Genomic DNA, 22,734 nt, shown 5'->3' with positions numbered 1-22,734 from the left:
TTGATGCCCGCCATCACCTTCATTCATCCCGACGGCAAGTCCGACCGCATCGAGACTTCGGACGGCGAGAGCGCCATGCAGGCGGCGACCCGTCACGGCCTCGACGGCATCCTGGCGGAATGCGGCGGTAACGCCATGTGCGCGACCTGCCACGTCTATGTCGACGAGAGCTGGCTCGCCCGCCTGCCGGTCATGGCCGACGACGAGGACGCGCTGCTCGACGGCACCGCCGCCGAGCGCCGACCGACCAGCCGGCTGTCCTGCCAGATCAAGGTCACGCCCGAGCTCGACGGGCTCATCGTGAAGCTGCCGGAGCGTCAGGTCTGACTTCAATATGCCGGCAGAGATCGGCGCCTAAAGATATCAATCAGGGGAGAGGATTATGAAACATCTGGGGTGGACGCTTGCGCTGGCCGCAAGCCTGGTCACCGGCGCGGCGAGCGCGGACATATCGGACAATGTCGTGCGTATCGGTGTGCTCAACGATATCTCCGGCATTTTCCAGGATACCAACGGCATGGGCTCGGTCGAGGCCGCGCGCATGGCGGCGGAGGACTTCAACGGCGGCGGCAAGAACATCAAGGTCGAGATCGTCTATGCCGACCATCAGAACAAGGCCGATGTCGGCAATGCCATCGCGCGCAAATGGCTTGATGTCGAAGGCGTCGATGCCATCGTCGACGTGCCGAACTCGGCGGTCGGTCTTTCCATCAACGCGCTGCTGCGCGATAGCCGCATGACGTTCCTGGCCTCCTCGACCGCAAGCTCGGATCTCACCGGCAAGGCTTGCTCGCCCAACACCATCCAGTGGGTCAACGACACCTGGGCAACCGGCAACACCACGGCAGCCGCGATGATGTCGCGTGGCGGCAAGGACTGGTATTTCCTGACGGTGGACTATGCTCTTGGCAAAGGTATCGAGGCGGAGGCGCAGAAATATATCGAAGGACATGGCGGCAAGGTGCTGGGCTCCTCCAAGCATCCGCTCGGCACCTCAGATTTCGCCTCCTTCCTGTTGCAGGCGCAGAGCTCGAAGGCGCAGGTGATCGGACTTGCCAATGCCGGCGGCGACACCATCAACGCGGTGAAGCAGGCCGCCGAGTTCGGCATCCAGCAGAACGGCCAGAAGCTCGTCGCCTTCCTGCTCTTCATCAATGATATCCACGGCATGGGCATCAAGGTCGCGCAGGGCTTGCAACTCATGGAAGCGTTCTATTGGGACATGAACGACGACACCCGCGCCTTTGCCAAGCGGTTCGCCGCGAGACCCGGCATGAACGGCAAGATGCCGAGCGGCAACCAGGCCGGCGTCTATGCCTCGACGCTCGCTTACCTCAACGCGGTCGCGGCGACCGGCAGCGACAATGCCAAGGACGCCGTGCCCGAGATGAAGAAGTTCAGAGGCAAGGACAGACTGTTCGGTGACACCACCATCCGCCAGGACGGCCGCGTCGTGCATCCGATGTATCTGTTCGAGGTGAAGAAGCCCGAGGACTCGAAGTATCCCTATGACTATTACAAGCTGGTCTCGACCATTCCGGCGGACCAGGCGTTCCGCCCGCTGACGGAAGGCGGGTGCGAGCTGGTGAAGTAGGCGGCTCTTCGCCTCTCCCCGCGCGCGGGGAGAGGTCGACGCGCGCAGCGCGGCGGGTGAGGGGACTCTCCGCAAGCTAAATGTCTGCGGGGACTGCGATCTCTCAACACGTCATTGCGAGCGCAGCGAACCAATCCAGAATCCCACCGCGGAGAGACTCTGGATTGCTTCGCTGCGCTCGCAATGACGATGGGGAAACAGTAACGGATCCAACTCTCACCGTCGCCGCGGCAACGCCCCCTCACCCCCAGGGCAATCGCATATGGATTTCGCGACGACCGCGGGCTTGCTCCGCCTCTCCCGCTTGCGGGAGAGGCCGACGCGCTCGCAGAGCGCGGCGGGTGAGGGTTTTCGCCACTCGCGGGCATCTTCCGCTATTTCTAGCAATCCCAATGCGGAGATAGCCCCCACCCCAGCCCTCCCCCGCAAGCGGGAGAGGGAGCCGACTGCCACTGCCGCCGCATCGTGCTCACCATATGCGATTGCCCTGCCCTCACCCCGACCCTCTCTCCCGCAAGCGGGGAGAGGGAGAAGCTACACCACCTTGCTACTCCCCTGCGTAATCAACCGCGCCGCGCGCTGGTCGCGCGCATAGATCCAGAGCCAGCTCAAGGCGACGCTGAGGCGGTGGCGGAGCCCGATCAGGAAGTAGATGTGGGCGATGCCCCAGATCCACCATGCGATGGCGCCGCGCAGCTTGAAGCGGCCGAAGTCGATGACCGCGAGCCGCTTGCCGATTTGGGCGAGGCTGCCGGCGTGCTTGTAGCGGAATGGGCCTGTCGCAGCTCCGCGCAGGCGGGCCTTGATGGTTGCGGCGACGTATTTCCCTTGCTGCTTCGCCGCGGGCGCAATGCCCGGCACCGGCTTGCCCTCCCAGGCGTTGATGCTGACGGTATCGCCGATCGCGAAGATCTCGGGATGGCCTGGAATGGTGAGGTCAGCCTCGACCTGCACGCGCCCGGCGCGGTCGCTCGGGGCACCCAGCCATTCGGCGGCGGGCGAGGCGCGGACGCCGGCGGCCCAGATTCGCGTCTTGGCTTCGAGCAGCTTGCCGCCGAACACCACGCCCTCGCGATTGATCTCGGTCACGGCCTGTCCCAGCACGACCTCCACCCCGATCTTTTCCAGCGAGGCCTGGGCATAGGCCGAGAGATCGTCCGGGAAGCCTGCGAGCACACGCGGACCCGCTTCGATCAACACGACGCGCGCCTTGTGAGTGTCGATGTTGCGGAAGTCGCCGGGCAAAGTGTGATGCGCCATCTCGGCGATGGTGCCGGCGAGCTCGACGCCGGTCGGACCGGCGCCGACAATGACGAAGGTCAGCCGCGCCGCGCGCCTTGCCGGATCGGTCTCGCGCTCGGCGCGCTCGAATGCCACCAGGATGTGCCGGCGCAAAGTGGTCGCATCCTCCAGCGTCTTCAGGCCCGGCGCCCATGTCTCCCATTCATCGTGACCGAAATAGGCGTGACGTGCGCCGGTCGCGAGCACCAACGTGTCGTAGGACACCTCGCTGCCGTCGTCGATCAGCACGCAGCGACGTGCCGCGTCGACCCCGTTGACCGTGGCAAACAGCGTCGTCACCTCGGGCCGGTCGCGCATGAGGTGGCGGATCGGCCAGGCGATCTCGCTGGTGGCGAGCGAGGCGGTCGCGACCTGGTAGAGCAGCGGCTGAAACAGATGGTGGTTGCGGCGGTCGATCAGCGTGATCTCGACCGGGGCGCCGGCGAGCCGGTAAGTCGTCTCCAGCCCGCCGAAGCCGGCGCCGACAATGACGACGCGATGGGGATGTGCGGCCATGATACGTCCTCGAATCTCGCTGCTGCTTTGTCCTCATTTAAGTGCGGATGGGGCGTCGCGGTCCAATAGAGGTCATCAATCGCGGCATAGAGCGGATGTATCGATCCGGCGCGAAAAAGCGCCGCAGCCTCGGTCGCAGCGAGTAGAATTATATTTCTTGCCATCCTCGACGGGGGCGAAATATGGTGCAGCGGCAGGCGCTGAGCCATTGGCGGCTCGACAGATTTTGCGTTCAATAGTGACTGGCCTGGAGCGGCGATCACCCCGTTTCCGGGACCAATAATAAGGAGGGGAGTGGTTATGAGGACGGCATTCTGGCTGGCGGGCGCAGCGGCGCTGGTGCTGGCGGGTCCGGCATCCGCCGGCGACACCATCAAGATCGGTTTCGTTTCGACCTTCAGCGGCCCGACCGCCGTGATCGGCAACGACATGCGCAACTCCTTTGAGCTCGCGCTGGATCACATGGGCCGGAAGATGGAAGGCAAGCCGGTCGAGGTCATCTACGAGGATGACGGGCAGAAGCCCGATGTCGGCAAGCAGAAGACCGAAAAGCTGGTGCAGTCGGACAAGGTCGATTTCATCGTCGGCTACATCTGGTCGAACGTGCTCCTGGCCTCGCTGAAGACGGCCGTGGACTCGCAGACCTTCCTGATCTCCGCCAATGCCGGCCCGTCGCAGCTCGCCGGCGAGCTCTGCTCACCTTACGTGTTCTCGACCTCCTGGCAGAATGACCAGACGCCCGCGGCGATGGGCCTCTACATGAACCAGAAGGGCGTCAAGAGCGTGTTCCTGATTGGCCCGAACTATGCTGCCGGCAAGGACATGCTGGCGGGCCTCAAGAGCACGTTCAAGGGCGAGATCAAGGGCGAGGAATACACGGTGTGGCCAAGCCAGCTCGACTTCTCCGCCGAACTCTCCAAGGCGCGCGCCTCGGGCGCGGAGTCGATCTTCGTGTTCTATCCGGGCGCTGCCGGCGTGCAGTTCCTCAATCAATATGCGCAGGCGGGGCTGAAGAGCACGATGCCGCTCTACACCGCCTTCACGGTCGACGAGCTGTCGCTGCCGCTGCAGAAGGAGAATGCGCTCGGCGTTCCCGGCGCGCAGGAGTGGGTGAACGACCTGCCCAACGAGCAGAACAAGCGCTTCGTCGCCGATTACCGCAAGAAATATCCCGGCCTGCGCCCGACCTATTACGGCGCGCAATCCTATGACGCGGCTCAGCTCATCAACAGTGCGGTGGCCGCCGTGAAGGGCGACACCAGCAAGAAGGACGCGATGAAGGCCGAGATGGAGAGGGCCAATTTCAAGTCGCTGCGCGGCGCGTTCAAATATGGCAACAACCATATCCCGGTGCAGAGCTTCTATCTCCAGGACGTGGTCAAGGACGCCGAAGGCCAGCTCGCCCTGAATACCGTCGCCACCATCGTCGAGAACGACCAGGATCGCTTCCACGACAAGTGCAAGATGAAGTGAGGCTGATGCTCTTCCCTCTCCCCGCTTGCGGGGAGAGGGTCAGGGGTGAGGGGGAGTCTCCGCGGAGGCGGTAGACGTTGAGTTCGCAACTACTCACCAGATCGTCATTGCGAGCTGCGCTCGCAATGACGTGTTGAGGGAGCGTTGCTCCCGATTGCGATGCGACTCGCGGAGACTCCGCCGCGCTGCGCGCGTCGGCGCTCTCCCCGTATCCGCCCTCGCTAAAACTTCGGCGGACAAGCGCGGGGAGAGGGAAGAAAGCTACACCCTTGGCATGCTCGCGGGGCGCACCTCGCGGGCCTGGGCGGCCAGCCTGATGCCGGCATTGGCCGCCCCAAATCCCTGATAGTTCCTGCGCTCGACGATCTCGAAGAAAAAGCGCTCGTCGAAGATGTGGGTGTAGACCTGGAAGAACTCGCCGTCGCCCTCGCGGTCGTAAAGGATGTGGTTGGCGCGCAGCTGCGCCATCAGCTCGGGCGCGAGGTCGTATTTGGCTTCGATGTCGTCGTAATAATTGGCGGGGATATCGAGGAAATCCGCGCCGCGCTTGCGCATCTCCGCGACCGTCGCGAAGATGTCGCGGCAAGAGAACGCGACGTGCTGCACGCCCGAGCCGAAAAACTCCGAGATGAAGCGTGCCGGCAGCGTGCGGTTGGCCGAGGAGCCGTTGAGCACGAAGCGCAGGCTGCGGTCGGCGTTGATGACGGCCTGGCTCTGCACGAGACCCCTGGGATCGGCGATCTCCATCTGCGGCAGCCGCGTCAGATCCAGGATGCCGGTGTAGAACAGCAGCCACGACAGCATCTCGTCATAAGGCATCGACTGCGCGATGTGGTCGACGGCGAGCAGCGCGTCCGCGCCACTGTCGCTCGCAACCGGCGCGAAATCGGTGTCCCAGTTCTTGCCGGCCTGATCCAGGAAATAGAGCAGGCTGCCGCCGACGCCGTGAATCGCTGGAATTTCGAGCTCGCCCGGCCCGACCGGCTGGTAGAAGGTGCGCGCCTTGAGCGCCTCGGCGCGCTGCATCGCAAGGCCGGCATTGTCGACATCGAGCGCGATCGCGCAAACGCCGGGGCCGTGCGTGACATAGTGGGAATGGGCGAAGCCGTCGGTCTCGCTGTTGATGACGAGCTCGACCTTGCCCTGCGACCAGCGCTCCACCGCCTTGCTGCGATGCGCGCCGGTCTTGCGGAAGCCGAGCTGCGAAAACAGCCGGGCGAGATCGCCGGCCTTGCTCTCGTTGACCGCAAACTCGACGAAGCCGGTGCCCCGGCTCTTCGCTTTCGGTGCCAGCGGCTCGGCCGCGAAGCGTGGCCAGTCCGGCGCAAGCTGGTCCTCCAGCAGGATCAGCGAGCGCAGGCCGTCGAGCGCGGTTTGCGCGGCCGAGCCGGCGCGGAACTGGTCGTTGAAGATCTCCAGCGACAGCGGCCCGGCATAGCCGGTCGCCGCGACCGCCGTCATGAACTCACCGACCGGAAGGTCGCCCTGGCCGGGGAAGGAACGGAAGTGCCGGCTCCAGGACAGGATGTCGAGCTCGAGCTTCGGCGCGTCCGCGAGCTGCACCAGAAAGATCTTGTCGCCGGGGATCGAGGCGATCGCGCGCGTCGGAAAGCCCGGCGCCAGCGCGTGAAAGCTGTCGAGGATGATGCCGATCGCAGGGTGATCGGCACGCCGCACGATCTCCCAGGCGTCGCGATAGTCGTTGACATGACGGCCCCAGGCCAGCGCCTCGTAGCCGACGCGCAAGCCGCGCCCGGCTGCGCGCTCGCCGAGCTCACGAAAATCGTCGGCGGCGCGATCGATGCCGCCGAGCGAGGCCGGCGAGACGTTGGAGCAGATCAGAAGCAGGTCCGTGCCGAGCTCCTGCATCAGGTCGAACTTGCGCATGGCGCGGGAAAAATTGCGCGCGCGCTGCGGCTCCGGCATGCCCTCGAAGTCGCGGAACGGCTGGAACGCGCAGATCTTCAGGTTGAGATCGCCGCAGAGCTTGGCGATGTCGCGCGGGCCTGCGCCGAACGATAGCAGGTCGTTCTCGAAGATCTCGACCTCGTCGAAGCCGGCGGCCGCGATGGCACGGAGCTTTTCGTCCAGCGCCCCCGAGAGAGAGACGGTCGCGATCGAGCGCTTGTTCATTCTGCCTGCTCCATGATCCGCCCCGGTGAGATCGTCTGGCCCGTGCGCGCGGCCTTGCTGACGGCTTCGACGACGGCGAGCGTACCCATCGCGTCCCTGGCCGTGATCAACGGCTGTTCGTGGCCCCTGATGACCGCGCAGAAATGCCGGAGCTGCTCGACCAGCGGGTCGAAAGCGGGCGGCAGAGCGGTCGCGCGCGACAGCGGTGCGTACCAGCCGGGCTCTCGCGCATAGGACCACAGCTCCATATTCGGCACGGACAACGATCCCTTGGTGCCGGCCAGGATGTAGCAGGGCTGATCCTGCTTGGGATAAGCAGGGTTCTCGCCCGAGGAGAGCTCCCAGCTCCACGGTGCCGGCGTCGCATCCGACACGGTCACCGTCCCCAGCGCGCCACTCGCAAAGCGCAGCAGCAGCGCCGCAGTGTCCTCGACGGTGAAGCCACGCACCTTGTTCGAGGTCAGCGCCTGCACCTCGATGATCTCGCCGCAGATGAAGCGCAGGTTGTCGATGTCGTGGATGGAGTTGATGAGCAGCGGCCCACCGCCGTGCTCGCGCCGCCACTCTACCTCGAAATAGTCGTCGGGCTTTTTCAGCAGCCACAGCCCGACCACGGCGGTGAGCTGGCCGAGCCTGCCGGTCGCGACGGCCTCGCGTGCGGCTTTGATGATCGGATTGTGCCGGCGGTGATGGCCGACCAGCATCGGCACGCCGGTGCGCTTGACCGCAGCGCAGAGGCGCTGCGCGGCAGCAACGGTCTCCGTCACCGGCTTTTCGATCAGCGCCGGCACGCCGGCGGCCGCGCAATCGAGCGCCATCGGCAAATGCAGTGTGTTGGGCGAAGCGATGACGAGGCCGTCGGGCTTGTCCTGCTCCAGCAGCGCGCGATGGTCCGCATGCCACGGCACATCGTATCCCTCCGCGAGATCCTTCGCGGCAGGCGAGGGATCGGCAATGCCGGCGAGCTCGCAGTCCTCTGATGCCGAAATCAACTCGATATGGCGGCGGCCGATCAGGCCGGCGCCAGCCACGGCGATCCGCATCTTTGCGCTCATGCCGCGGTTTCCTCCATCGCGCCGCCGAGGAAGAGCTGGCCGATGCGGGGATCGCCCAGGATGCGTTTCGCGTCGTCGACCATGCGGGTCTGGCCGAGCTCAAGCACGATGCCGATGTCGGAGATCTCCAGCGCCGAGCGCGCGTTCTGCTCGATCATCAGGATGGTGACGCCGCGGTCGCGCAAGGATTTCAGGATGTCGAAGGTCTGCTGCACCATCAGCGGCGACAGGCCGATCGAGGGTTCGTCGATCAGAACCAGCTTCGGTTCGAGCAGCAGCGAGCGCGCGATCTCGAGCTGCTTCTGCTCGCCGCCCGAGAGCGTGGAGGCCTGCTGCGCGGATTTGCGCCGCAGCGCCGGAAACAGGTCGAGCGCCGCCTCGATCCGTTTGGGCAGGTCGAGGCCCTTCTCGGCGGCGACGCCGCCGAGCTCGATGTTGTGGCGCACCGACAGCTCGGGAAAGATGTTGCGGCCCTGCGGCACGTAGCAGATGCCGGCACTGAGCAGCGCGCGCTGGCTCAAATTGGTGACGTCGCGGCCGGCAAAGCTGATCTTGCCCTCGCGCAGCTTGAGCAGCCCGAAGATCGCCTTGAACACGGTGGACTTGCCGGCGCCGTTCGGGCCGATGATGGTGGTGATCGTGGCTGGAGGAACGGCAAAGGTGGTGCCGTTCAGGATCGTCATCTTGCCGTAGCCGCCGACGAGGTTGTGAACCGAGAGAATCGGGTCGCTCATGATCGCTCCTCAATGTCCGAGATAGGCTTCGATCACGGCGGGGTTCTTGCGCACCTCGTCGGGGCGCCCCATCGCCAGCACCTTGCCCTCCGCCATCACCATCACGCGCGAGCACAGCGACATCACGAACTCCATATTGTGCTCGATCACGACGAAGGTCGCGTTCTTCTCGCGGTTGATCGCGACCAGGCGGTCCTTGAGGTCCGCCAGCATCGACGGATTGACGCCGCCGGCGGGCTCGTCGAGCAGCACGAGGCGCGGTCCGCCCATGAAGGCCATGGCGGCGTCGAGTAGCTTCTGCTGGCCATAGGAGAGGCCGCCGGCGGGCTCGTCGGCAAGATGGTCGAGCTTGAAGAAGCCGATCATCTGGTTGGCGGCGTCGGTCAGTCCTGCGTCGGAGCGCCCGACCAGGCGCGAGGCCATGTTGCCCCGGTGCTCTTGACCGGCGAGGATCAGGTTCTCCCGCACCGAAAGCTTCGGGAACACCTGCAGCAGCTGGAAGGTGCGGCTGACCCCGAGCTTGTTGAGCTCGGACGGACGCAGGCCCGTGACCACCTGCCCGTCGAGCCTGACCTCGCCGCCTGACGGCGTGAGCTGGCCGAGGATGCAGTTGAACAGCGTCGACTTGCCGCAGCCGTTCGGGCCGATCAGGCCGAGGATCTCGCCCTCGCGCACGTCGAACGAGACGCCGTCGACGGCGCTGATGCCGCCGAAGTTTTTCTTGATATTGGTGACTTCGAGGACCGCGCTCATTGCACCGTCTCCAGACGCGACTTGGCGACGGCGCGCAGCGCCGAGGCCGCCTTGGTCCGCCGCGCGGCCATGTAACGATCGAGAATGCCGAGAATGCCCGTCGGCGACCAGATCAGCAGCAGCATCACCGCCACCGCGTACAGCATCAGATAATAGCCCTCGGTGAAACGCAGCCATTCCGGCAGCAGCACCGCGATCATGGCCCCCAAGAAGGGGCCGAAATAGAACCCGGCGCCGCCGACGATCACCATCATCAGGAGGTCGAGCGAGAGCGACAGGTTGAAGGGAACGGGATCGATATATTGCGTTAGCGGCGCATATAGCGCGCCGGCGACGCCGCCGAGCGCTGAGCCGATCGCGAACGCCATCAGCGTGTAGCGGCGGGTGTCGATGCCGAGCGATTGCGCGCGCAACGGGTTCTCGCGCAGCGCCATGAAGGCGCGGCCCCAGGGCGAGCGGATCAGCCACCACACCGCCAGCGACACGATGGCGAGCGAACCGACGCAGACATAGTAGAACGGCAGCGGCTTGTTGGTCGCGATGCCGAAGATGTGCGGGCGCGGAATGTTGGAGATGCCGTAGATGCCGCCGGTGAGCCAGCTCTCGTTGCGGAACACCAGGAAGGCGAGGGTGGAGAAGGCCAGCGTGACGAAGGCGAGGTAATGGTGCTGCACGCGCAGGGCGGGATAGCCGAGCACCCAGCCGACCGCGAAGCTGAGCACGATCGCAACCAGGATCGCCGCCGGCAGCGGCCAGCCATGGGTGGTCATGATCGCCGCGGCATAGGCGCCGATGCCGACGAAGGCGCCCTGCGCCAGCGAGACCTGGCCGGCATAGCCCAGCGTGAGGTTGAGCCCCATCGCGGCGATGCTCATCACCGCCCATTGGCTGAGGATGAAGAGGCCGTAGCGGTTGAAGTTCATGGGAACGATGATCAGTGCGGCGATGACGGCAAGGCCGAGCACGATCTTCAACGGTTTGGTAAAGCCGCTCATACCGTGCGCTCCTCGGTGCGGCCGAGCAGTCCTTGCGGTCGGAACAGGATGACAGCGATCAGGAAGATCATCGGCACGGCGGCACGATATTGCGTCGAGACATAGGCAGCCGCGAGATTGTCGAGCACGCCGATCAGGAGACCGCCGGCGATCGCGCCGCGCACCTGGTTGAAGCCGCCGACGATCGCGGCGATGAAGGCGGCCTGGCCCAGCACCTCGCCGGACGAGAACTTTGCAAGGTAGATCGGCGTGATCAGCAGCGAGGCCAGCGCGACCAGGAAGGCGTTGATCACGAAGGTCAGGAGGATCATGCGCTCGACCGGCACGCCGATGATGCGCGCCACGGTCGGGTTCTGCGCCGCAGCCTGCATCTGGTGGCCGAGCGAGGTGCGATTGAGCAGCGTCGTCAGCCCGAGCACGGCGAGGATGGCGACGGCGAGCACGCCGATGCTCTGCAGCGAGACGGCGTGGCCGAGGATGGAGACGTCGCCGGTCGGCACGATCGAGGGGAAGGGCGACGCCTCGGCGCTGAAGAACTGCTTCACGGCTTCCTTGATACCGATCGCAAGCGCCATCGTCGCGATCGCCAGCGGCAGCACGCCGTGGCGCATCATCGGGTCGACCAGCAGCATCTTGAAGGCGAGGCCGAGCAGGATCATCGAGAGCAGGATGCCGAGAATGATCGCGAGCCAGAACGGCGCGCCCGCATGCATCGCCGCCAGCATCAGGAACGCCGGCAGCATCACGAACTCGCCTTGCGCAAAATTGATGGTCTGCGAGGTCTGCCACAGCAACGTGAAGCCGACCGCGACCAGCGCATAGATCGCACCGGTGGCGAGCCCCGCAACCAGAAGATCGAATAGGTTGGACATATTCCCCTCTTTCAGTCCCGCTTTTCGCCTGCGGCAAGCAACCGCTCTCGCGACAGCGTCCTCGTGACGTATCCTTCGAGACGCCCGCCTTTGGCGGGCCCTCAGGATGAGGGCGGAGCGCGCGGCTGCAGGACCATGCGCTCCGCAGCGAGTTCAGCTTCATCCTGAGGAGACCGCTGAAAGCGGTCGTCTCGAAGGACGAGGCGCTTGCTCTTCTCTATCTCACTTCACCTTCGGCAGCACCTGCTTCACCACCTGCTTGCCTTCGACCACCTCGACCAGGAAGCTCTGGCGGTCGATGTCGCCGGTGTCGCTGAAGGTGACGTCCATCAAAATGCCCGGCTCGTCCGCGGCCTTGATGGTGAGGCCGTGCAGCGTGTCGGCGAACTTCTTCGGGTCGACCTTGCCCATCTTCTCGGTGGTGGCTTTCACCATGTAGACGGCGAGGTAGCCCTTCAGGCCGTTATGATCAGGGACGTAATTGTACTTCTTGGAAAATTTTTCGCGGAACGCCTTTATCAGGTCGACCGGCGCATCCGTGGTGAGGCCGACATGGCCGCGCGCGCCGTTGGCGGCATCGCCGGCGAGCTCGATCACCTTCTGGCCGATCAGCGTGGTCTCGCCCATCAGCGGCGCGGTGACGCCCTGGCGCTTCAGCTCTTTCAGGATGCGCGCGCTCTCTTCCTCGTTGAGGTAGACGAACACGGCGTCGGGATTGGCAGCCTTGATCTTGCCGACGTCGGCGGCGAAATCGGCTTGTCCTGCTTCGGTGGAGAGATCAGCGACGACCTTGGAGCCGAGCCGGTCAAGCTCCTTGACGATGACGTCGCGTCCGCCGCGGCCGAAGTCGTTGTTGACCCAGACCACCGCGACGGTCTTCGCCTTCATCTCGTCGTGGATGTATTTGGCGACCTTCGGCATCGAGGATTGCTGGCCGAAGGAGGTGCGGAACAGGAATTTGTTTCCTGCCTGCGTCAGCTCGGCGGCTTCGCCGCCCATGATCTGCGCGATGCCGGCTTCGGCGGCGAGAGGGGCGGTGACCTTCACCGAGCCGGAATAGCCGGGTCCGAGCAGCACATAGGGCTCGGCATCGAGCGCCTTCTGCACCTGGGCGCGGGCAACGCCGGGGTTGGACTGTGAGTCCGCATGGGTCACTTCCAGCTTGCGACCGAGCACGCCGCCCTTGGCGTTGATCTCCTCGATCGCGAGGTCGATGCCGTTCTTCCAGTTGGTGCCGACGGTGGCGCCGCCGCCCGAGAGCTCGGCGACGTCGGCGAGCTTGATCGCCTGGGCGTGGACACTTGTTGCAGTCGCGAAGGCAAGCAGGGCGCCTGCCAGCAGGGTCGTTTTCATGGTTCTCCTCCCGTTTTGTCGTCGATGTCTTCGGCGGCCTTATGTGTGGCCGCTTCGGTCAGGCTGCGTGATAGGCCGAGCTTCGTGCCGCCATCGCCTCGTCGAATGCCTCTCCCATGACCTCGATCGATGGGGCAAGGCCCGTGAACAGTTCGAAAGCGTCGGCGGCCTGGTAGATCGCGAGCTCCCGCCCAGTCATGATCTTCGCGCCGCGCTCCCGTGCCGCCGCCAGCAACGGTGTGATCAGCGGTGTATAGACGGCATCAGCAACCCAGAGTCTCTCATGCAGCAGCGCGGCGGGCACGGGCATGCCGCGGTTCGGCAGCATGCCGACCGGCGTGCCGTTGACGAGGCCGGTAGCGCCATCAAGCGCGTCCTCGACGCTTGCTGCTACTCTGGCGCCGGCCTGCCTGGCAAGCAGCGCAGCGAGCTTCTCGGCGCGCGCCGGCTCGCTGTCGAAAATGCGGATGTCCGTGACATCAAGGCTCGCCAGTGCAAAAGCGATCGCCTTGCCGACGCCGCCGGCGCCGATCAGGGCGATCGCGTTGCCTGATGGCGCCAGCAGCGGCGCCACCGCGCGCGCAAAGCCCGTGGTGTCGGTGTTGTGGCCGGTCAGGCGGCCGTCCTTGACCACGACGGTGTTGACTGCGCCCATGCTGGCGGCGCCCGGCGCCAGTGCGTCGAGCAGCGGGACGATTGCTTCCTTGTAGGGGTAGGTGACATTGACGCCGGCGAAGCCGAGCCGCCGCACGCCCTCGAGCATCATGCTGAGCCCGGTCGCATCGGCACCGGCGACCTCGATCAGCTGGTAATGGCCGCGCAGGCCGAGCGCCTCGGCAGCGCGTTCATGCATGGCAGGGGACGCGGAATGCGCGATCGGCGCGCCGATCAGGCCGGTGAGAAGCTTCTTGCTGGCGGCGTATCCGCGCGTGGACATGGTTTGCTGTCGTCTCGTTGGGAGCCTTCGGTCCCGGTCATTAACGGAGAAACCTTCGCAATTCCAAGCGCGACGATAGCCTTTCCCTCGCCTAACACAATTACCCTTTTATCCGACAAACCTAACATCATGTTATTTCTTCCGACCGCGTCCCGAAACGGCCTTGCCGGTGCCGCGGGACGGCTCCACCGCGCGCATCTCGGCCCGCAGGGCCTCGATGAAGTATTCGACATGGAGCGACAGCGGCGCGCCGCGCTTGACCGCGATAAAGGTGTCGAACCGCGTCGGCTCGGCGATCTTCAAGAGCTCGATGCCGGGATAGCCGCCATGGGCCACCGTGAACTGGTCGATGATGGCGATGCCAAGGCCCGCCTTCACCAGCGCGCAGACCGTGGTGCCGAAGCGCGCGCGGATGGTGATGTTGTAATCGAGCCGGTTGCGGGCGAAGATCTCGGCCATGATCCGACCGTAGGGATCGTTGGGGTCGATGCCGATCAGCGGATAGCGGGTGATCTCGGCGGCGGAGACCTGCTTGCGGCCGGAGAGCTCGTGGCCCGGCGGCACGATGCAATAGAGCTCGCCCGAGGCGAGCGGCATGAAATCGAGCCCCGAATGCTCCAGCCGATAGCTCATCGCCACGCACTCGCCGCGCCCGAGCATCAAATAGTCGATGGCCTCCTCGAGCTTGAGGATGTTGATGTCGATGCCGAGGTCCGGATAGCGGCGGCGGACGCGTTCGATCGCGCGCGGCACCATCACCTGCGAGATGCTCGGCACCGAGCCGATGCGCAATTCCGAGAGGCCGCCGCGGCCGATCTTGGAAATGATCTCGGAGAGGTCGTCGACCTTCTTGTAGACGCCGTTGATCTGCTCGAAAATGTTCTCGGCTTCCGGCGTCGGGAAATAGCGCCCGTTCTGGCGCTGGAAGAAGCGTATGCCGAGCGAGCGCTCGGTGTATTTGACGAGGCGACTGATTCCCGGCGCCGAGACGTTGAGCAGCTTCGCCGCACCGCCGATGGTGCCCGTCACCATCACGGCGCGGATCACTTCAACCTGGCGCAGCGTCATCATGTCATGGGCATCCGGAAAATGATCGTAGCAGCTATCATCTCACGAGAGCCGCAATGTCATCCAGCGCCAAGTGGCTGACAATGCACGCACGGGAGTGCTTACCCTCCCCTGGAGGGCGGGGCTGTCGCATATGGCTTTGTGGCGGGGCCCGAGCAAGCGCCTCTCCTTCGAGACGCCCGCTTCGCGGTCTCCTCAGGATGAGGCTGAACTGTATCGGTGTCCGTTGAAAGCGCCGCCGCGCACTCCGTCCTCATCCTGAGGGCCCGCCAAGGGCGGGCGTCTCGAAGGATGCGCCACAGGCAACCCCACTCATATGCGATAGCCATGCCCTCCAGGGGAGCGTCGATCGCGTATCGTCCTTTGCGCGAGCTGAGCGCGCGCCTCGTCCTTCGAGACGACCACTTCGCGGTCTCCTCAGGATGAGGCTAATGGGCGCCAGCGCCCGTTGAAACTGCAGCCACGTACTCAGTCCTCATCCTGAGGAGCCCGCCTAAAGCGGGCGTCTCGAAGGATGGCCGCAGGAGAAAGCTCTCAAATGCGATAGCCCAGCCCTCCAGGGGAGGGTAAGAGCGCACCTGACACCTGGCTGTTGATGGCGGAGTAACCTCCAGAATGTCTCGACTAAAGTCGGCGCGTTCGAATGGAAGGGCGTCGTCGCGCGATCTGTTGCTTCGGCGTCGTCTGTTGCAACGCGTTCTAGCTCGTCGGCCCTTCCGGCGACGCGCTCTCGGCCAGCTCCGCGCGCTCGTCTTGCAGCACCTCGCGCGCGAACTCGATGATCTTCTGCTTGTTTGCCGTTTCGCGGACGGCGAAAAACACGCGGTTCAATTCCAGGCCGAGCACGCTGTTGAGGGCGATGTCCTCGTCTTCCATCGTGGGGTTCCCGCTTCAAACGCGCTGAGGTGTATCGTGAGGTCAATTCTGCCACAAGTAGTTTAATTCTTCAGGCCAGATCGGCACCGGTAAACTACGGTCGCAGCGCGTTTGAGACAGCGCCCGAATACGTGTTATACGGGCCGGCGTGGGTCAGGAAATGCACCGATGTCCGCCGTAGATTATGGCCGGGAGGCGCTCGACTTCATCGAAGGGCTTGGAGCCTATACCAAGGTTCCAGACGCCATGGACGCACTCGAAACGGCGTTCGGTCGCTTCGGCTTCGAGACCATCATTGTGACGGGATTGCCGAATCCCGAGCAGCGGTTCGCACAGATGGTGCTTGCCAAGCGCTGGCCGGCCGGATGGTTCAGCCTCTACACCCAGAACAATTACGACCGAGTCGATCCCGTCGTGCGGCTGTGCCGGCAATCGGTCAATCCGTTCGAATGGTCGGAAGCGCCCTACGACGCCGAGCTCGAGCCGAACGCGGCCGAGGTGATGAATCGTGCCAGCGAGTTTCGCATGTCGCGCGGCTTCATCGTGCCGATCCACGGGCTGACCGGCTATGAAGCTGCGGTGTCGCTCGGCGGCGTCCATCTCGATCTCAATGCGCGCAGCAAGCCGGCGCTGCATCTGATGGCGATGTATGGCTTCGACCACATTCGCCGTCTGCTCGAGCCGACGCCTTGTTCCTCGACGCGCCTCACCGCGCGCGAGCGCGAGGTGATCTCCTGGGCCTCGCAGGGCAAGTCGGCCTGGGAAATCGGCGAGATCCTGCACATCACGCAGCGCACGGCCGAAGAGCATCTTGCAACTGCCGCGCGCAAGCTTGGTGCCGTCAACCGCACGCATGCAGTGGCACTGGCGATTCGGAACAAGATCATCGCCCCTTAAGCGCCGTACTGGGAAATTTCCCAATATCGAACCTGCGTCTTTTCGCAGATTCTTCTCCCATTGAGGATGAATGGGGGATTTCATGATTCACGCAATTTCCGCGGTAAATCGCCACCTTTATGAAGACGTGATCGAGCAGCACTTCCGGCTGCGTCACGACATCTTCGTCGAGGAGCGTTGCTGGGAAACCTTACGCAGGTCCGACGGCCGCGAGATCGATTCCTATGACGACGAAGACACCGTCTATCTGCTGGCGCTCGAGGGGCGCCGCGTCATCGGCGGCCACCGGCTCTACCCGACCACCAAGCCCACGATGATGAGCGAGGTGTTCCCGCATCTGGCGTCGGTCCGGGGCTGCCCTGCGGATCCCCTGACGTGGGAATGGTCGCGCTACTTCGTCGTGCGCGATCGCCGCGACGGCGCGCTCAACCTGCAGCTCATGGCGGCGGTGCAGGAGTTCTGCCTCGATCAGGGGATCGCGCAGGTCAGCGCGATCATGGAAACCTGGTGGCTGCCGCGCTTCCACGAGGCCGGCTTCGTCGTGACGCCGCTCGGCCTGCCGGCGCTGGTGGAGAATGCATGGACCATGGCGGCGACCATCGACATTCGACGCGAGACGCTCGATGTCCTGCATGACCGCATCGGCATGACTTCGGTCGTGCGCCAGGACGGCCCGCATCTGGATGCCGTCGCCCGTGCTAACCTCTGCGGCGCTGCCGCCGCGCAACGAAAGAGTGCCTGAGATGTCGAACATGATGCGTGATAGCCAGATCATGGCGCAGACCAGGGACGAGGATCTCGGCTACATGTCCGACATGGCGCTCGAGCTGGCGCAGATGGCGGAAGACACCGGATTGGCGACGCTCGCCTATCTGTTTCGGATGGCGGCGCTGGAGGCCTCGACGGTCGATGTGCTCGCCGAACCGGATGGCCTTTCCCAGCAGATGACGTCGCACTAGACGCATCCCCTCGACTTCACGGATGTCACACCCTCCCCCCGGCAAACGGGGGGAGGGCGATCGTTTGGGTGCGGCAGGTTGCCCCAGTCGGCACGGCAGCTTTCTTGCAAGTCATTTTGATCGCATGCACCGGCATGCAACAAAGTGCATGTTTGGTGTCGAATCGCTCTTGCCTCGGAACGATACTGCCATTACCCATTTTTCGGCCTTGAAGAGGCAGGGGGAGCTCTTTCACTGATGGCGACATTGTTCGAACATCGGCGCGACGCCGCGTGCGCCTGAAAGAGTTTTGATGCTGCTCGTCGTCGAACAGTTCTTGAACGGATTGCAGTTCGGCCTGCTGCTCTTCCTGCTCGCCGCCGGCCTGACGCTGGTGTTCGGGATCATGGATCTCGTCAACCTCGCGCACGGCTCGCTCTACATGATGGGCGCCTATTTCGCCGCGACCTTCGCGGCCTGGACCGGCAGCTTCTTAGCTGGCACGCTGATGGCGCTCGGGGCCACGCTGGTGCTCGGTATCGTGCTGGAAGTGACGGCGCTGCGGCATCTCTACGGCCGCGACCATCTCGACCATGTGCTCGCGACCTTCGGGCTGATCCTGTTCTTCAACGAGGCGGTGCGGCTGATCTGGGGCCCCGCGGGCCTGGCGCTGCCGCTGCCGGCCTGGCTCACTGTGCCGGTTCCGATCCTGCCCGGCATTCACTATCCTGCCTATCGCCTCGCCATCATCATCGTGGCGTTGCTGGTCGCGCTCCTGCTCTATCTCGGCGTGATGCGGACCCGCATCGGCATGCTGATCCGCGCCGGTGCCTCCAACCGCGAGATGATCGGCGCGCTCGGCATCAACATCAAGCTGCTCTACACGCTGGTGTTCGGCCTGGGCGCCGCGCTCGCGGGCCTTGCCGGGCTGATGCAGGCGCCGATCCTCACCGTGCAGATCGGCATGGGCGAGAACATCCTGATCCTCGCCTTCGTCATCATCGTGATCGGCGGTATCGGCTCGATCCGCGGCGCGTTCCTCGCCGCGATCTTCGTCGGCATGATCGACACGCTCGGCCGCGCCTTCCTGCCGAACCTGCTCCGCCAGGTGCTGAGCGGCGCCGCCGCATCCACCGCCGCACCCGCGCTGTCCTCCATGCTGATCTACCTGCTGATGGCGATCGTGCTGGTGGTGCGGCCGGAGGGGCTGTTTCCGGCCAATCGTCGATGAAGAGTCTCACCGTGAGCAAGGCCGTCACGGCCCTGATGCTGGCCGGCCTCGTGCTGCTGCCGCTCTATTCGCACCTGACCGGCAACATCTTCATCCTGACGCTGTTCACCCGCATCATCATCCTGGCGCTGGCCGCGGCGAGCCTCAACCTCATCATGGGCTTTGGTGGCATGATGAGCTTCGGCCACGCCGCCTATCTCGGCATCGGCGGCTATGCCGTGGGCATGCTGGCGCAGGAAGGGGTAGGCTCCGGCTTCATCCAGTTTCCGGTCGCGCTCGCCGCCTCCGCGGCCTACGCGCTGGTGATCGGCGCGCTCTCCCTGCGCACCCGCGGCGTCTATTTCATCATGATCACGCTCGCCTTCGCCCAGATGGCCTATTACGTCGCTTCGGGACTGGCGCGTTACGGCGGCGATGACGGCCTCACCATCTACAAGCGCAGCGACTTCGCCGGGCTGATCGATCTCGGCAACCGCACGCAGTTCTACTATCTCTGCCTCGCCTGCCTGCTCGGCATGGTGTTCCTGATCTGGCGCATCGTCAATTCGCGCTTCGGCCTCGTCGTGCAGGGCCTGCGCTCCAACGAGCAGCGCATGCAGGCGATCGGCTTTCCCGCAAAACGCTACCAGCTGGTCTGCTTCGTCATCTCAGGCACCATGTGCGGCCTTGCCGGCGCGCTGCTCGCCAACAACACCGATTTCGTCAGCCCGGCCGTGATGTACTGGACGCGTTCCGGCGATCTCATGGTGATGGTGATCTTAGGCGGCATGGGCACGCTGTTCGGCCCGATCATGGGGGCCGTGGTGTTCCTGCTGCTCGAAGAGTTCCTGTCGCAGATCACCGAATATTGGGCGCTGATCATGGGCCCGTTGCTGCTGCTGATCGTGCTGTTCGGCCGCGGCGGCATCATGGGTTTGCTCGGGAGGGCTGGCCGTGGCTGAACCCTTGCTCCGCGTCGAGAAGCTGGTGCGCCGCTTCGGCGGCATCCTCGCCACCGACAACGTCTCGCTCGACGTTGCCAGCGGCGAGCTGCACGCCATCATCGGCCCCAACGGCGCCGGCAAGACCACGCTGATCAGCCAGCTCACCGGGCATCTCGAGCCGCATTCCGGCAGCATCTCGCTGGCGGGGCGCGACATCACATACTTGCCGGCCTATCGCCGCTGCGCGCTGGGACTTGCACGTTCGTTCCAGATCACCTCGCTGCTGCTCGACTTCACCGCCGCCGACAATGTCGCCCTGGCGGCGCAGGCGCATGCCGGAACCTCGTTCCGCTTCTTCGCCGATGCGCGCAAGGAGCGACCCTTGCGCGATGCCGCACACGCCGCGCTCGATCGTGTCGGCCTGTCGCATCGGGCCGATGTCGTGGTGAACAGGCTCAGCCATGGCGAACGCCGCGAGCTCGAGCTCGCGGTTGCGCTCGCGAGCAAGCCGAAATTGCTGCTGCTGGACGAACCGATGGCAGGCCTCGGCGTGACTGAATCGCAGCGCATGGTGAAGCTGCTCCAGGAGCTGCGCAAAGAGGTCTCGATCGTGCTGGTCGAGCACGACATGCCCGCGGTGTTCGCGCTCGCCGACCGCATCTCGGTGCTGGTCTATGGCCGCGTCATCGCCTCCGGCGATCCGGCCGCGATCCGGGCCAACGAAGATGTCAAGCGCGCCTATCTCGGCGACCAGCACGTGGTGACGCATCATGGCTGATACGCTGCTCGACGTCGACGGCATCGAGACCTGCTATGGTCTCTCCCAGGTGCTGTTCGGCATGTCGCTGTCGATCAAGCCGGGCGAGATGGTCTCGCTGATGGGCCGTAACGGCATGGGCAAGACCACGACGATTCGCTCCATCATGGGGCTGACGCCCGCACGCGCAGGCGCGATCCGGTTTGCGGGCGCGGATGTGCGTCAGCTTCCATCCTACAGGATCGCGAAGCTCGGCATCGGGCTCGTTCCCGAGGGACGCCAGATCTTCCCAAACCTCACCGTGCGCGAAAACCTGGTTGCGGCCGCTGCCGATCGCTTCGGCAGCCCCAATCCCTGGACACTGGCGGCGATTTACGTGCTGTTCCCGCGTCTCGCCGAGCGCGCCACCAATATGGGCAACCAGCTCTCCGGCGGCGAGCAGCAGATGCTCGCGATCGGCCGCGCGTTGATGACCAATCCGAAGCTGCTGATTCTGGACGAAGCGACCGAGGGTCTCGCGCCGCTGATCCGCGAAGAAATCTGGAGCTGCCTGTCGCTGCTCAAGAACCGGGGCCAGTCGATCCTGGTCGTCGACAAGAACGTCGATCACCTCGCCCGCATCTGCGACCGCCACTACATCATCGAGCGCGGCAAGACGGTGTGGAGCGGCACCTCCGACGAGCTGATGGCCGAGCCGGATCTACAGCATAAATATCTCGGGATTTGAACTCCCGCTCTCTCCTCGTCATTGCGAGGAGCCTTTGCGACGAAGCAATCCGGAGTCTTTCCGCGGAGGGAGTCTGGATTGCTTCGCTGCGCTCGCAATGACGGAGGAGAGAGCGCGTCGCAGTCACCGGAGCGACGTCGACGCCGCTCAAAACACTTCGAAATATTCGCGGTGCTCCCAATCGGTCACCTCCGAGAGGAAGCGATCGATCTCGGCGTTCTTGATGTGGGTGTAGTAGTCGACGAACTCCGCACCTAGCTTCTCGCGGAAGAACGGATCGTCCTTGAGCGCTGAGACCGCATCGCGCAAGCTCTTCGGCAGCAGCGGCGCCTTGGTCTCATAGGGCGTGTCGGCCGAGGGTCCGGGATCGAGCTTGCGATCGACGCCGTCGAGGCCGGAGAGGATTTGCGAGGCCATGTAGAGATAGGGATTGGCGGCGGGCTCACCGATGCGGTTCTCAAGGCGCGTGGCGGCATCACCCGCGCCGCCGAGCACGCGGATCATCACGCCGCGATTGTCGCGGCCCCAGATCGCGCGATCCGGCGCCAGCGAGTAGGACCGATAGCGCTTGTAGCCGTTGATGGTCGGGGTGGTGAACACAGTGGAGGCGCGGGCGTGGTCGAGCAGGCCGGCGAGATACGCTTTGCCGAACGCGCTGAGCGGCTCGCCGACGTCCTTCGCCGTTTCCTTGGCCATGAACAAATTGTCGCCGCTCGTGCGCGAGACGATCGACTGATGCAGATGCCAGCCGCTTGCGAACACGTTCGGCAGTTTCGGCCGGCACATGAAGGTGGCGTGATAGCCGTGGCGGCGCGCGATCTGCTTCACCGCGGAGCGGAACAGCACCATGTTGTCGGCAGGCTCGAGCCCCTTCCGTGGTGCAAAGGTGAATTCGCACTGGCTCGGACCGAACTCGACCTCGACCGAGCGCAGGGGCAGTCCGAGCGCGACGATGTCGCGGCGCAGGATCTCCAGCACCGGCTCCATTTGATCGAAGCGCTGCTCGGTCAGGTATTGATAGCCGTGGCTGAGCAGGCTCACCGACGGCGGCGTGCCGGGCTGGCCGGCATCCTCCGCACGCATATGCGGATCGTCGAGCCTGAAGATGTGGAATTCGACCTCGAGGCCGGCGACGAAATCGTGGCCGCGCCCCGCGAGCTCGTCAAGCACCTTGCGATAGAGCGAGCGCGTTGCGAACGGCACCGGGCGGCCGTCGTTGAAATAGAGGTCGCACAGCACCCAGCCCGTCGAGGGCGCCCAAGGCAGCACGCGGAACGTGGTGGGGTCGGCGACCATCAGCACGTCGGCCGCGCCCTCCATCTCCTTCATGCCGAAGCCGCCGCCCGCGGTGAACACCGGAAACACCGTGCGGTGCGAGGTGTCCTTGGCAAGCATGGTGGTGGTGATGGAGCAACCGCTCTCCAGCGACGCGATCGCTTCGGAGGCGACGATGGTCTTGCCGCGCAGGATGCCGTGCTGGTCGGGGAAGGCGAGGCGGATGACCTCGAGGTTCTTCTCCTCGGTGATGCGGCGCATGCGCTCGGCTGCGTCTCTCTGCTCATCCGACCACAGCGCATGACGCGCGACGAAAGTCACTTGGCTACTCCCCGATAACTGTCGT

22 protein-coding genes are annotated in these 22,734 nt (G+C 64.6%); 10 read left to right on the top strand and 12 right to left on the bottom strand.

Annotation, left to right across the window (positions count from 1 at the left end; translation table 11 throughout):
• Positions 1–3 precede the first annotated feature (3 nt).
• Together P6U31_RS34800 and P6U31_RS34795 are read left to right on the top strand one after the other, a co-directional pair.
• Positions 4–327, top strand: a complete 324-nt coding sequence (locus tag P6U31_RS34800) for a 2Fe-2S iron-sulfur cluster-binding protein (RefSeq protein WP_407186107.1) — start codon at positions 4–6, stop codon at positions 325–327.
• A gap of 55 nt (positions 328–382) precedes the next feature.
• Positions 383–1,594: an ABC transporter substrate-binding protein gene (locus tag P6U31_RS34795; protein WP_407186106.1), complete on the top strand. Its 1,212-nt coding sequence runs from the start codon at positions 383–385 to the stop codon at positions 1,592–1,594.
• Between the two features lie 534 nt (positions 1,595–2,128).
• On the opposite strand, the gene P6U31_RS34790 is transcribed toward P6U31_RS34795, so the two are convergent.
• On the bottom strand, positions 2,129–3,391 hold the full coding sequence (locus tag P6U31_RS34790; RefSeq protein WP_407186105.1) for an NAD(P)/FAD-dependent oxidoreductase: 1,263 nt from the start codon (positions 3,389–3,391) through the stop codon (positions 2,129–2,131).
• A 300-nt stretch (positions 3,392–3,691) separates the two neighbouring features.
• On the opposite strand from P6U31_RS34790, the gene P6U31_RS34785 reads away from it, so the two are divergent.
• Positions 3,692–4,864: an ABC transporter substrate-binding protein gene (locus tag P6U31_RS34785; protein WP_407186104.1), complete on the top strand. Its 1,173-nt coding sequence runs from the start codon at positions 3,692–3,694 to the stop codon at positions 4,862–4,864.
• Positions 4,865–5,125: 261 nt separating this feature from the next.
• Here the strand turns inward: P6U31_RS34785 and P6U31_RS34780 are convergent, their stop codons facing one another.
• The 10 genes from P6U31_RS34780 to P6U31_RS34735 form a co-directional block, all read right to left on the bottom strand.
• Positions 5,126–6,997 (bottom strand): bifunctional sugar phosphate isomerase/epimerase/4-hydroxyphenylpyruvate dioxygenase family protein, encoded by a 1,872-nt coding sequence (locus P6U31_RS34780; RefSeq protein WP_407186103.1) that lies wholly within the window; start codon positions 6,995–6,997, stop codon positions 5,126–5,128.
• Positions 6,994–8,052 (bottom strand): Gfo/Idh/MocA family protein, encoded by a 1,059-nt coding sequence (locus tag P6U31_RS34775; RefSeq protein ID WP_407186102.1) that lies wholly within the window; start codon positions 8,050–8,052, stop codon positions 6,994–6,996. Before P6U31_RS34775 ends, P6U31_RS34780 begins: the two co-directional genes overlap by 4 nt.
• On the bottom strand, positions 8,049–8,786 hold the full coding sequence (locus tag P6U31_RS34770) for an ABC transporter ATP-binding protein (protein ID WP_407186101.1): 738 nt from the start codon (positions 8,784–8,786) through the stop codon (positions 8,049–8,051). The genes P6U31_RS34775 and P6U31_RS34770 overlap by 4 nt, the downstream gene beginning before the upstream one ends.
• A 9-nt stretch (positions 8,787–8,795) precedes the next feature.
• The gene (locus P6U31_RS34765) at positions 8,796–9,539 is read right to left on the bottom strand and encodes an ABC transporter ATP-binding protein (protein ID WP_407186100.1); all 744 of its coding nucleotides are present in this window, start codon (positions 9,537–9,539) and stop codon (positions 8,796–8,798) included.
• Positions 9,536–10,534: a branched-chain amino acid ABC transporter permease gene (locus P6U31_RS34760; protein ID WP_407186099.1), complete on the bottom strand. Its 999-nt coding sequence runs from the start codon at positions 10,532–10,534 to the stop codon at positions 9,536–9,538. The genes P6U31_RS34765 and P6U31_RS34760 overlap by 4 nt, the downstream gene beginning before the upstream one ends.
• Positions 10,531–11,406, bottom strand: a complete 876-nt coding sequence (locus P6U31_RS34755) for a branched-chain amino acid ABC transporter permease (RefSeq protein WP_407186098.1) — start codon at positions 11,404–11,406, stop codon at positions 10,531–10,533. The genes P6U31_RS34760 and P6U31_RS34755 overlap by 4 nt, the downstream gene beginning before the upstream one ends.
• A gap of 222 nt (positions 11,407–11,628) precedes the next feature.
• Positions 11,629–12,759 carry an ABC transporter substrate-binding protein gene (locus P6U31_RS34750; RefSeq protein WP_407186097.1) on the bottom strand — a complete coding sequence of 377 codons (1,131 nt, stop codon included), beginning with the start codon at positions 12,757–12,759 and terminating at the stop codon, positions 11,629–11,631.
• Between the two features lie 58 nt (positions 12,760–12,817).
• On the bottom strand, positions 12,818–13,696 hold the full coding sequence (locus tag P6U31_RS34745; protein WP_407186096.1) for a shikimate dehydrogenase: 879 nt from the start codon (positions 13,694–13,696) through the stop codon (positions 12,818–12,820).
• 132 nt (positions 13,697–13,828) lie between these two features.
• Entirely contained in the window at positions 13,829–14,767 is a 939-nt protein-coding gene (locus P6U31_RS34740) for a LysR family transcriptional regulator (RefSeq protein WP_407186095.1), read from the bottom strand.
• A 696-nt stretch (positions 14,768–15,463) separates the two neighbouring features.
• Positions 15,464–15,640: a hypothetical protein gene (locus tag P6U31_RS34735; protein WP_407186094.1), complete on the bottom strand. Its 177-nt coding sequence runs from the start codon at positions 15,638–15,640 to the stop codon at positions 15,464–15,466.
• A gap of 168 nt (positions 15,641–15,808) precedes the next feature.
• On the opposite strand from P6U31_RS34735, the gene P6U31_RS34730 reads away from it, so the two are divergent.
• From P6U31_RS34730 to P6U31_RS34700, 7 genes are all read left to right on the top strand, one after another.
• The gene (locus P6U31_RS34730) at positions 15,809–16,537 is read left to right on the top strand and encodes an autoinducer binding domain-containing protein (protein ID WP_407186093.1); all 729 of its coding nucleotides are present in this window, start codon (positions 15,809–15,811) and stop codon (positions 16,535–16,537) included.
• 82 nt (positions 16,538–16,619) lie between these two features.
• Positions 16,620–17,279: an acyl-homoserine-lactone synthase gene (locus tag P6U31_RS34725; protein WP_407186092.1), complete on the top strand. Its 660-nt coding sequence runs from the start codon at positions 16,620–16,622 to the stop codon at positions 17,277–17,279.
• A gap of 1 nt (position 17,280) precedes the next feature.
• Complete coding sequence (locus P6U31_RS34720) at positions 17,281–17,496, top strand: hypothetical protein (protein WP_407186091.1); 216 nt, start codon at positions 17,281–17,283, stop codon at positions 17,494–17,496.
• A 292-nt stretch (positions 17,497–17,788) separates the two neighbouring features.
• Positions 17,789–18,706, top strand: a complete 918-nt coding sequence (locus P6U31_RS34715) for a branched-chain amino acid ABC transporter permease (RefSeq protein WP_407186090.1) — start codon at positions 17,789–17,791, stop codon at positions 18,704–18,706.
• Positions 18,703–19,647, top strand: coding sequence for a branched-chain amino acid ABC transporter permease (locus P6U31_RS34710; protein ID WP_407186089.1), 945 nt, complete (start codon positions 18,703–18,705; stop codon positions 19,645–19,647). Before P6U31_RS34715 ends, P6U31_RS34710 begins: the two co-directional genes overlap by 4 nt.
• Positions 19,640–20,407: an ABC transporter ATP-binding protein gene (locus P6U31_RS34705; protein ID WP_407186088.1), complete on the top strand. Its 768-nt coding sequence runs from the start codon at positions 19,640–19,642 to the stop codon at positions 20,405–20,407. The genes P6U31_RS34710 and P6U31_RS34705 overlap by 8 nt, the downstream gene beginning before the upstream one ends.
• A complete protein-coding gene (locus P6U31_RS34700) occupies positions 20,400–21,113 on the top strand; it encodes an ABC transporter ATP-binding protein (RefSeq protein ID WP_407186087.1) in 714 nt (237 codons plus the stop codon). The genes P6U31_RS34705 and P6U31_RS34700 overlap by 8 nt, the downstream gene beginning before the upstream one ends.
• A gap of 147 nt (positions 21,114–21,260) precedes the next feature.
• Here P6U31_RS34700 and P6U31_RS34695 read toward each other — a convergent pair whose 3' ends face one another.
• Positions 21,261–22,709 (bottom strand): glutamine synthetase family protein, encoded by a 1,449-nt coding sequence (locus P6U31_RS34695; RefSeq protein WP_407186086.1) that lies wholly within the window; start codon positions 22,707–22,709, stop codon positions 21,261–21,263.
• Positions 22,710–22,734 lie beyond the last annotated feature (25 nt).

It is taken from the genome of Bradyrhizobium centrosematis (assembly GCF_045571495.1).
In the GTDB taxonomy this organism is placed as follows: domain Bacteria; phylum Pseudomonadota; class Alphaproteobacteria; order Rhizobiales; family Xanthobacteraceae; genus Bradyrhizobium; species Bradyrhizobium centrosematis.
This window is presented reverse-complemented; position numbering and strand designations above follow the sequence as displayed.

Coding starts and splice junctions, on each gene's coding strand:
- P6U31_RS34765 (WP_407186100.1), bottom strand. CDS start 9,539: ATGAGCGCGGTCCTCGAAGTCACCAATATCAAGAAAAACTTCGGCGGC.
- P6U31_RS34795 (WP_407186106.1), top strand. CDS start 383: ATGAAACATCTGGGGTGGACGCTTGCGCTGGCCGCAAGCCTGGTCACC.
- P6U31_RS34715 (WP_407186090.1), top strand. CDS start 17,789: ATGCTGCTCGTCGTCGAACAGTTCTTGAACGGATTGCAGTTCGGCCTG.
- P6U31_RS34720 (WP_407186091.1), top strand. CDS start 17,281: ATGTCGAACATGATGCGTGATAGCCAGATCATGGCGCAGACCAGGGAC.
- P6U31_RS34800 (WP_407186107.1), top strand. CDS start 4: ATGCCCGCCATCACCTTCATTCATCCCGACGGCAAGTCCGACCGCATC.
- P6U31_RS34735 (WP_407186094.1), bottom strand. CDS start 15,640: ATGGAAGACGAGGACATCGCCCTCAACAGCGTGCTCGGCCTGGAATTG.
- P6U31_RS34780 (WP_407186103.1), bottom strand. CDS start 6,997: ATGAACAAGCGCTCGATCGCGACCGTCTCTCTCTCGGGGGCGCTGGAC.
- P6U31_RS34770 (WP_407186101.1), bottom strand. CDS start 8,786: ATGAGCGACCCGATTCTCTCGGTTCACAACCTCGTCGGCGGCTACGGC.
- P6U31_RS34725 (WP_407186092.1), top strand. CDS start 16,620: ATGATTCACGCAATTTCCGCGGTAAATCGCCACCTTTATGAAGACGTG.
- P6U31_RS34710 (WP_407186089.1), top strand. CDS start 18,703: ATGAAGAGTCTCACCGTGAGCAAGGCCGTCACGGCCCTGATGCTGGCC.
- P6U31_RS34700 (WP_407186087.1), top strand. CDS start 20,400: ATGGCTGATACGCTGCTCGACGTCGACGGCATCGAGACCTGCTATGGT.
- P6U31_RS34755 (WP_407186098.1), bottom strand. CDS start 11,406: ATGTCCAACCTATTCGATCTTCTGGTTGCGGGGCTCGCCACCGGTGCG.
- P6U31_RS34785 (WP_407186104.1), top strand. CDS start 3,692: ATGAGGACGGCATTCTGGCTGGCGGGCGCAGCGGCGCTGGTGCTGGCG.
- P6U31_RS34790 (WP_407186105.1), bottom strand. CDS start 3,391: ATGGCCGCACATCCCCATCGCGTCGTCATTGTCGGCGCCGGCTTCGGC.
- P6U31_RS34760 (WP_407186099.1), bottom strand. CDS start 10,534: ATGAGCGGCTTTACCAAACCGTTGAAGATCGTGCTCGGCCTTGCCGTC.
- P6U31_RS34730 (WP_407186093.1), top strand. CDS start 15,809: ATGTCCGCCGTAGATTATGGCCGGGAGGCGCTCGACTTCATCGAAGGG.
- P6U31_RS34745 (WP_407186096.1), bottom strand. CDS start 13,696: ATGTCCACGCGCGGATACGCCGCCAGCAAGAAGCTTCTCACCGGCCTG.
- P6U31_RS34750 (WP_407186097.1), bottom strand. CDS start 12,759: ATGAAAACGACCCTGCTGGCAGGCGCCCTGCTTGCCTTCGCGACTGCA.
- P6U31_RS34775 (WP_407186102.1), bottom strand. CDS start 8,052: ATGAGCGCAAAGATGCGGATCGCCGTGGCTGGCGCCGGCCTGATCGGC.
- P6U31_RS34740 (WP_407186095.1), bottom strand. CDS start 14,767: ATGATGACGCTGCGCCAGGTTGAAGTGATCCGCGCCGTGATGGTGACG.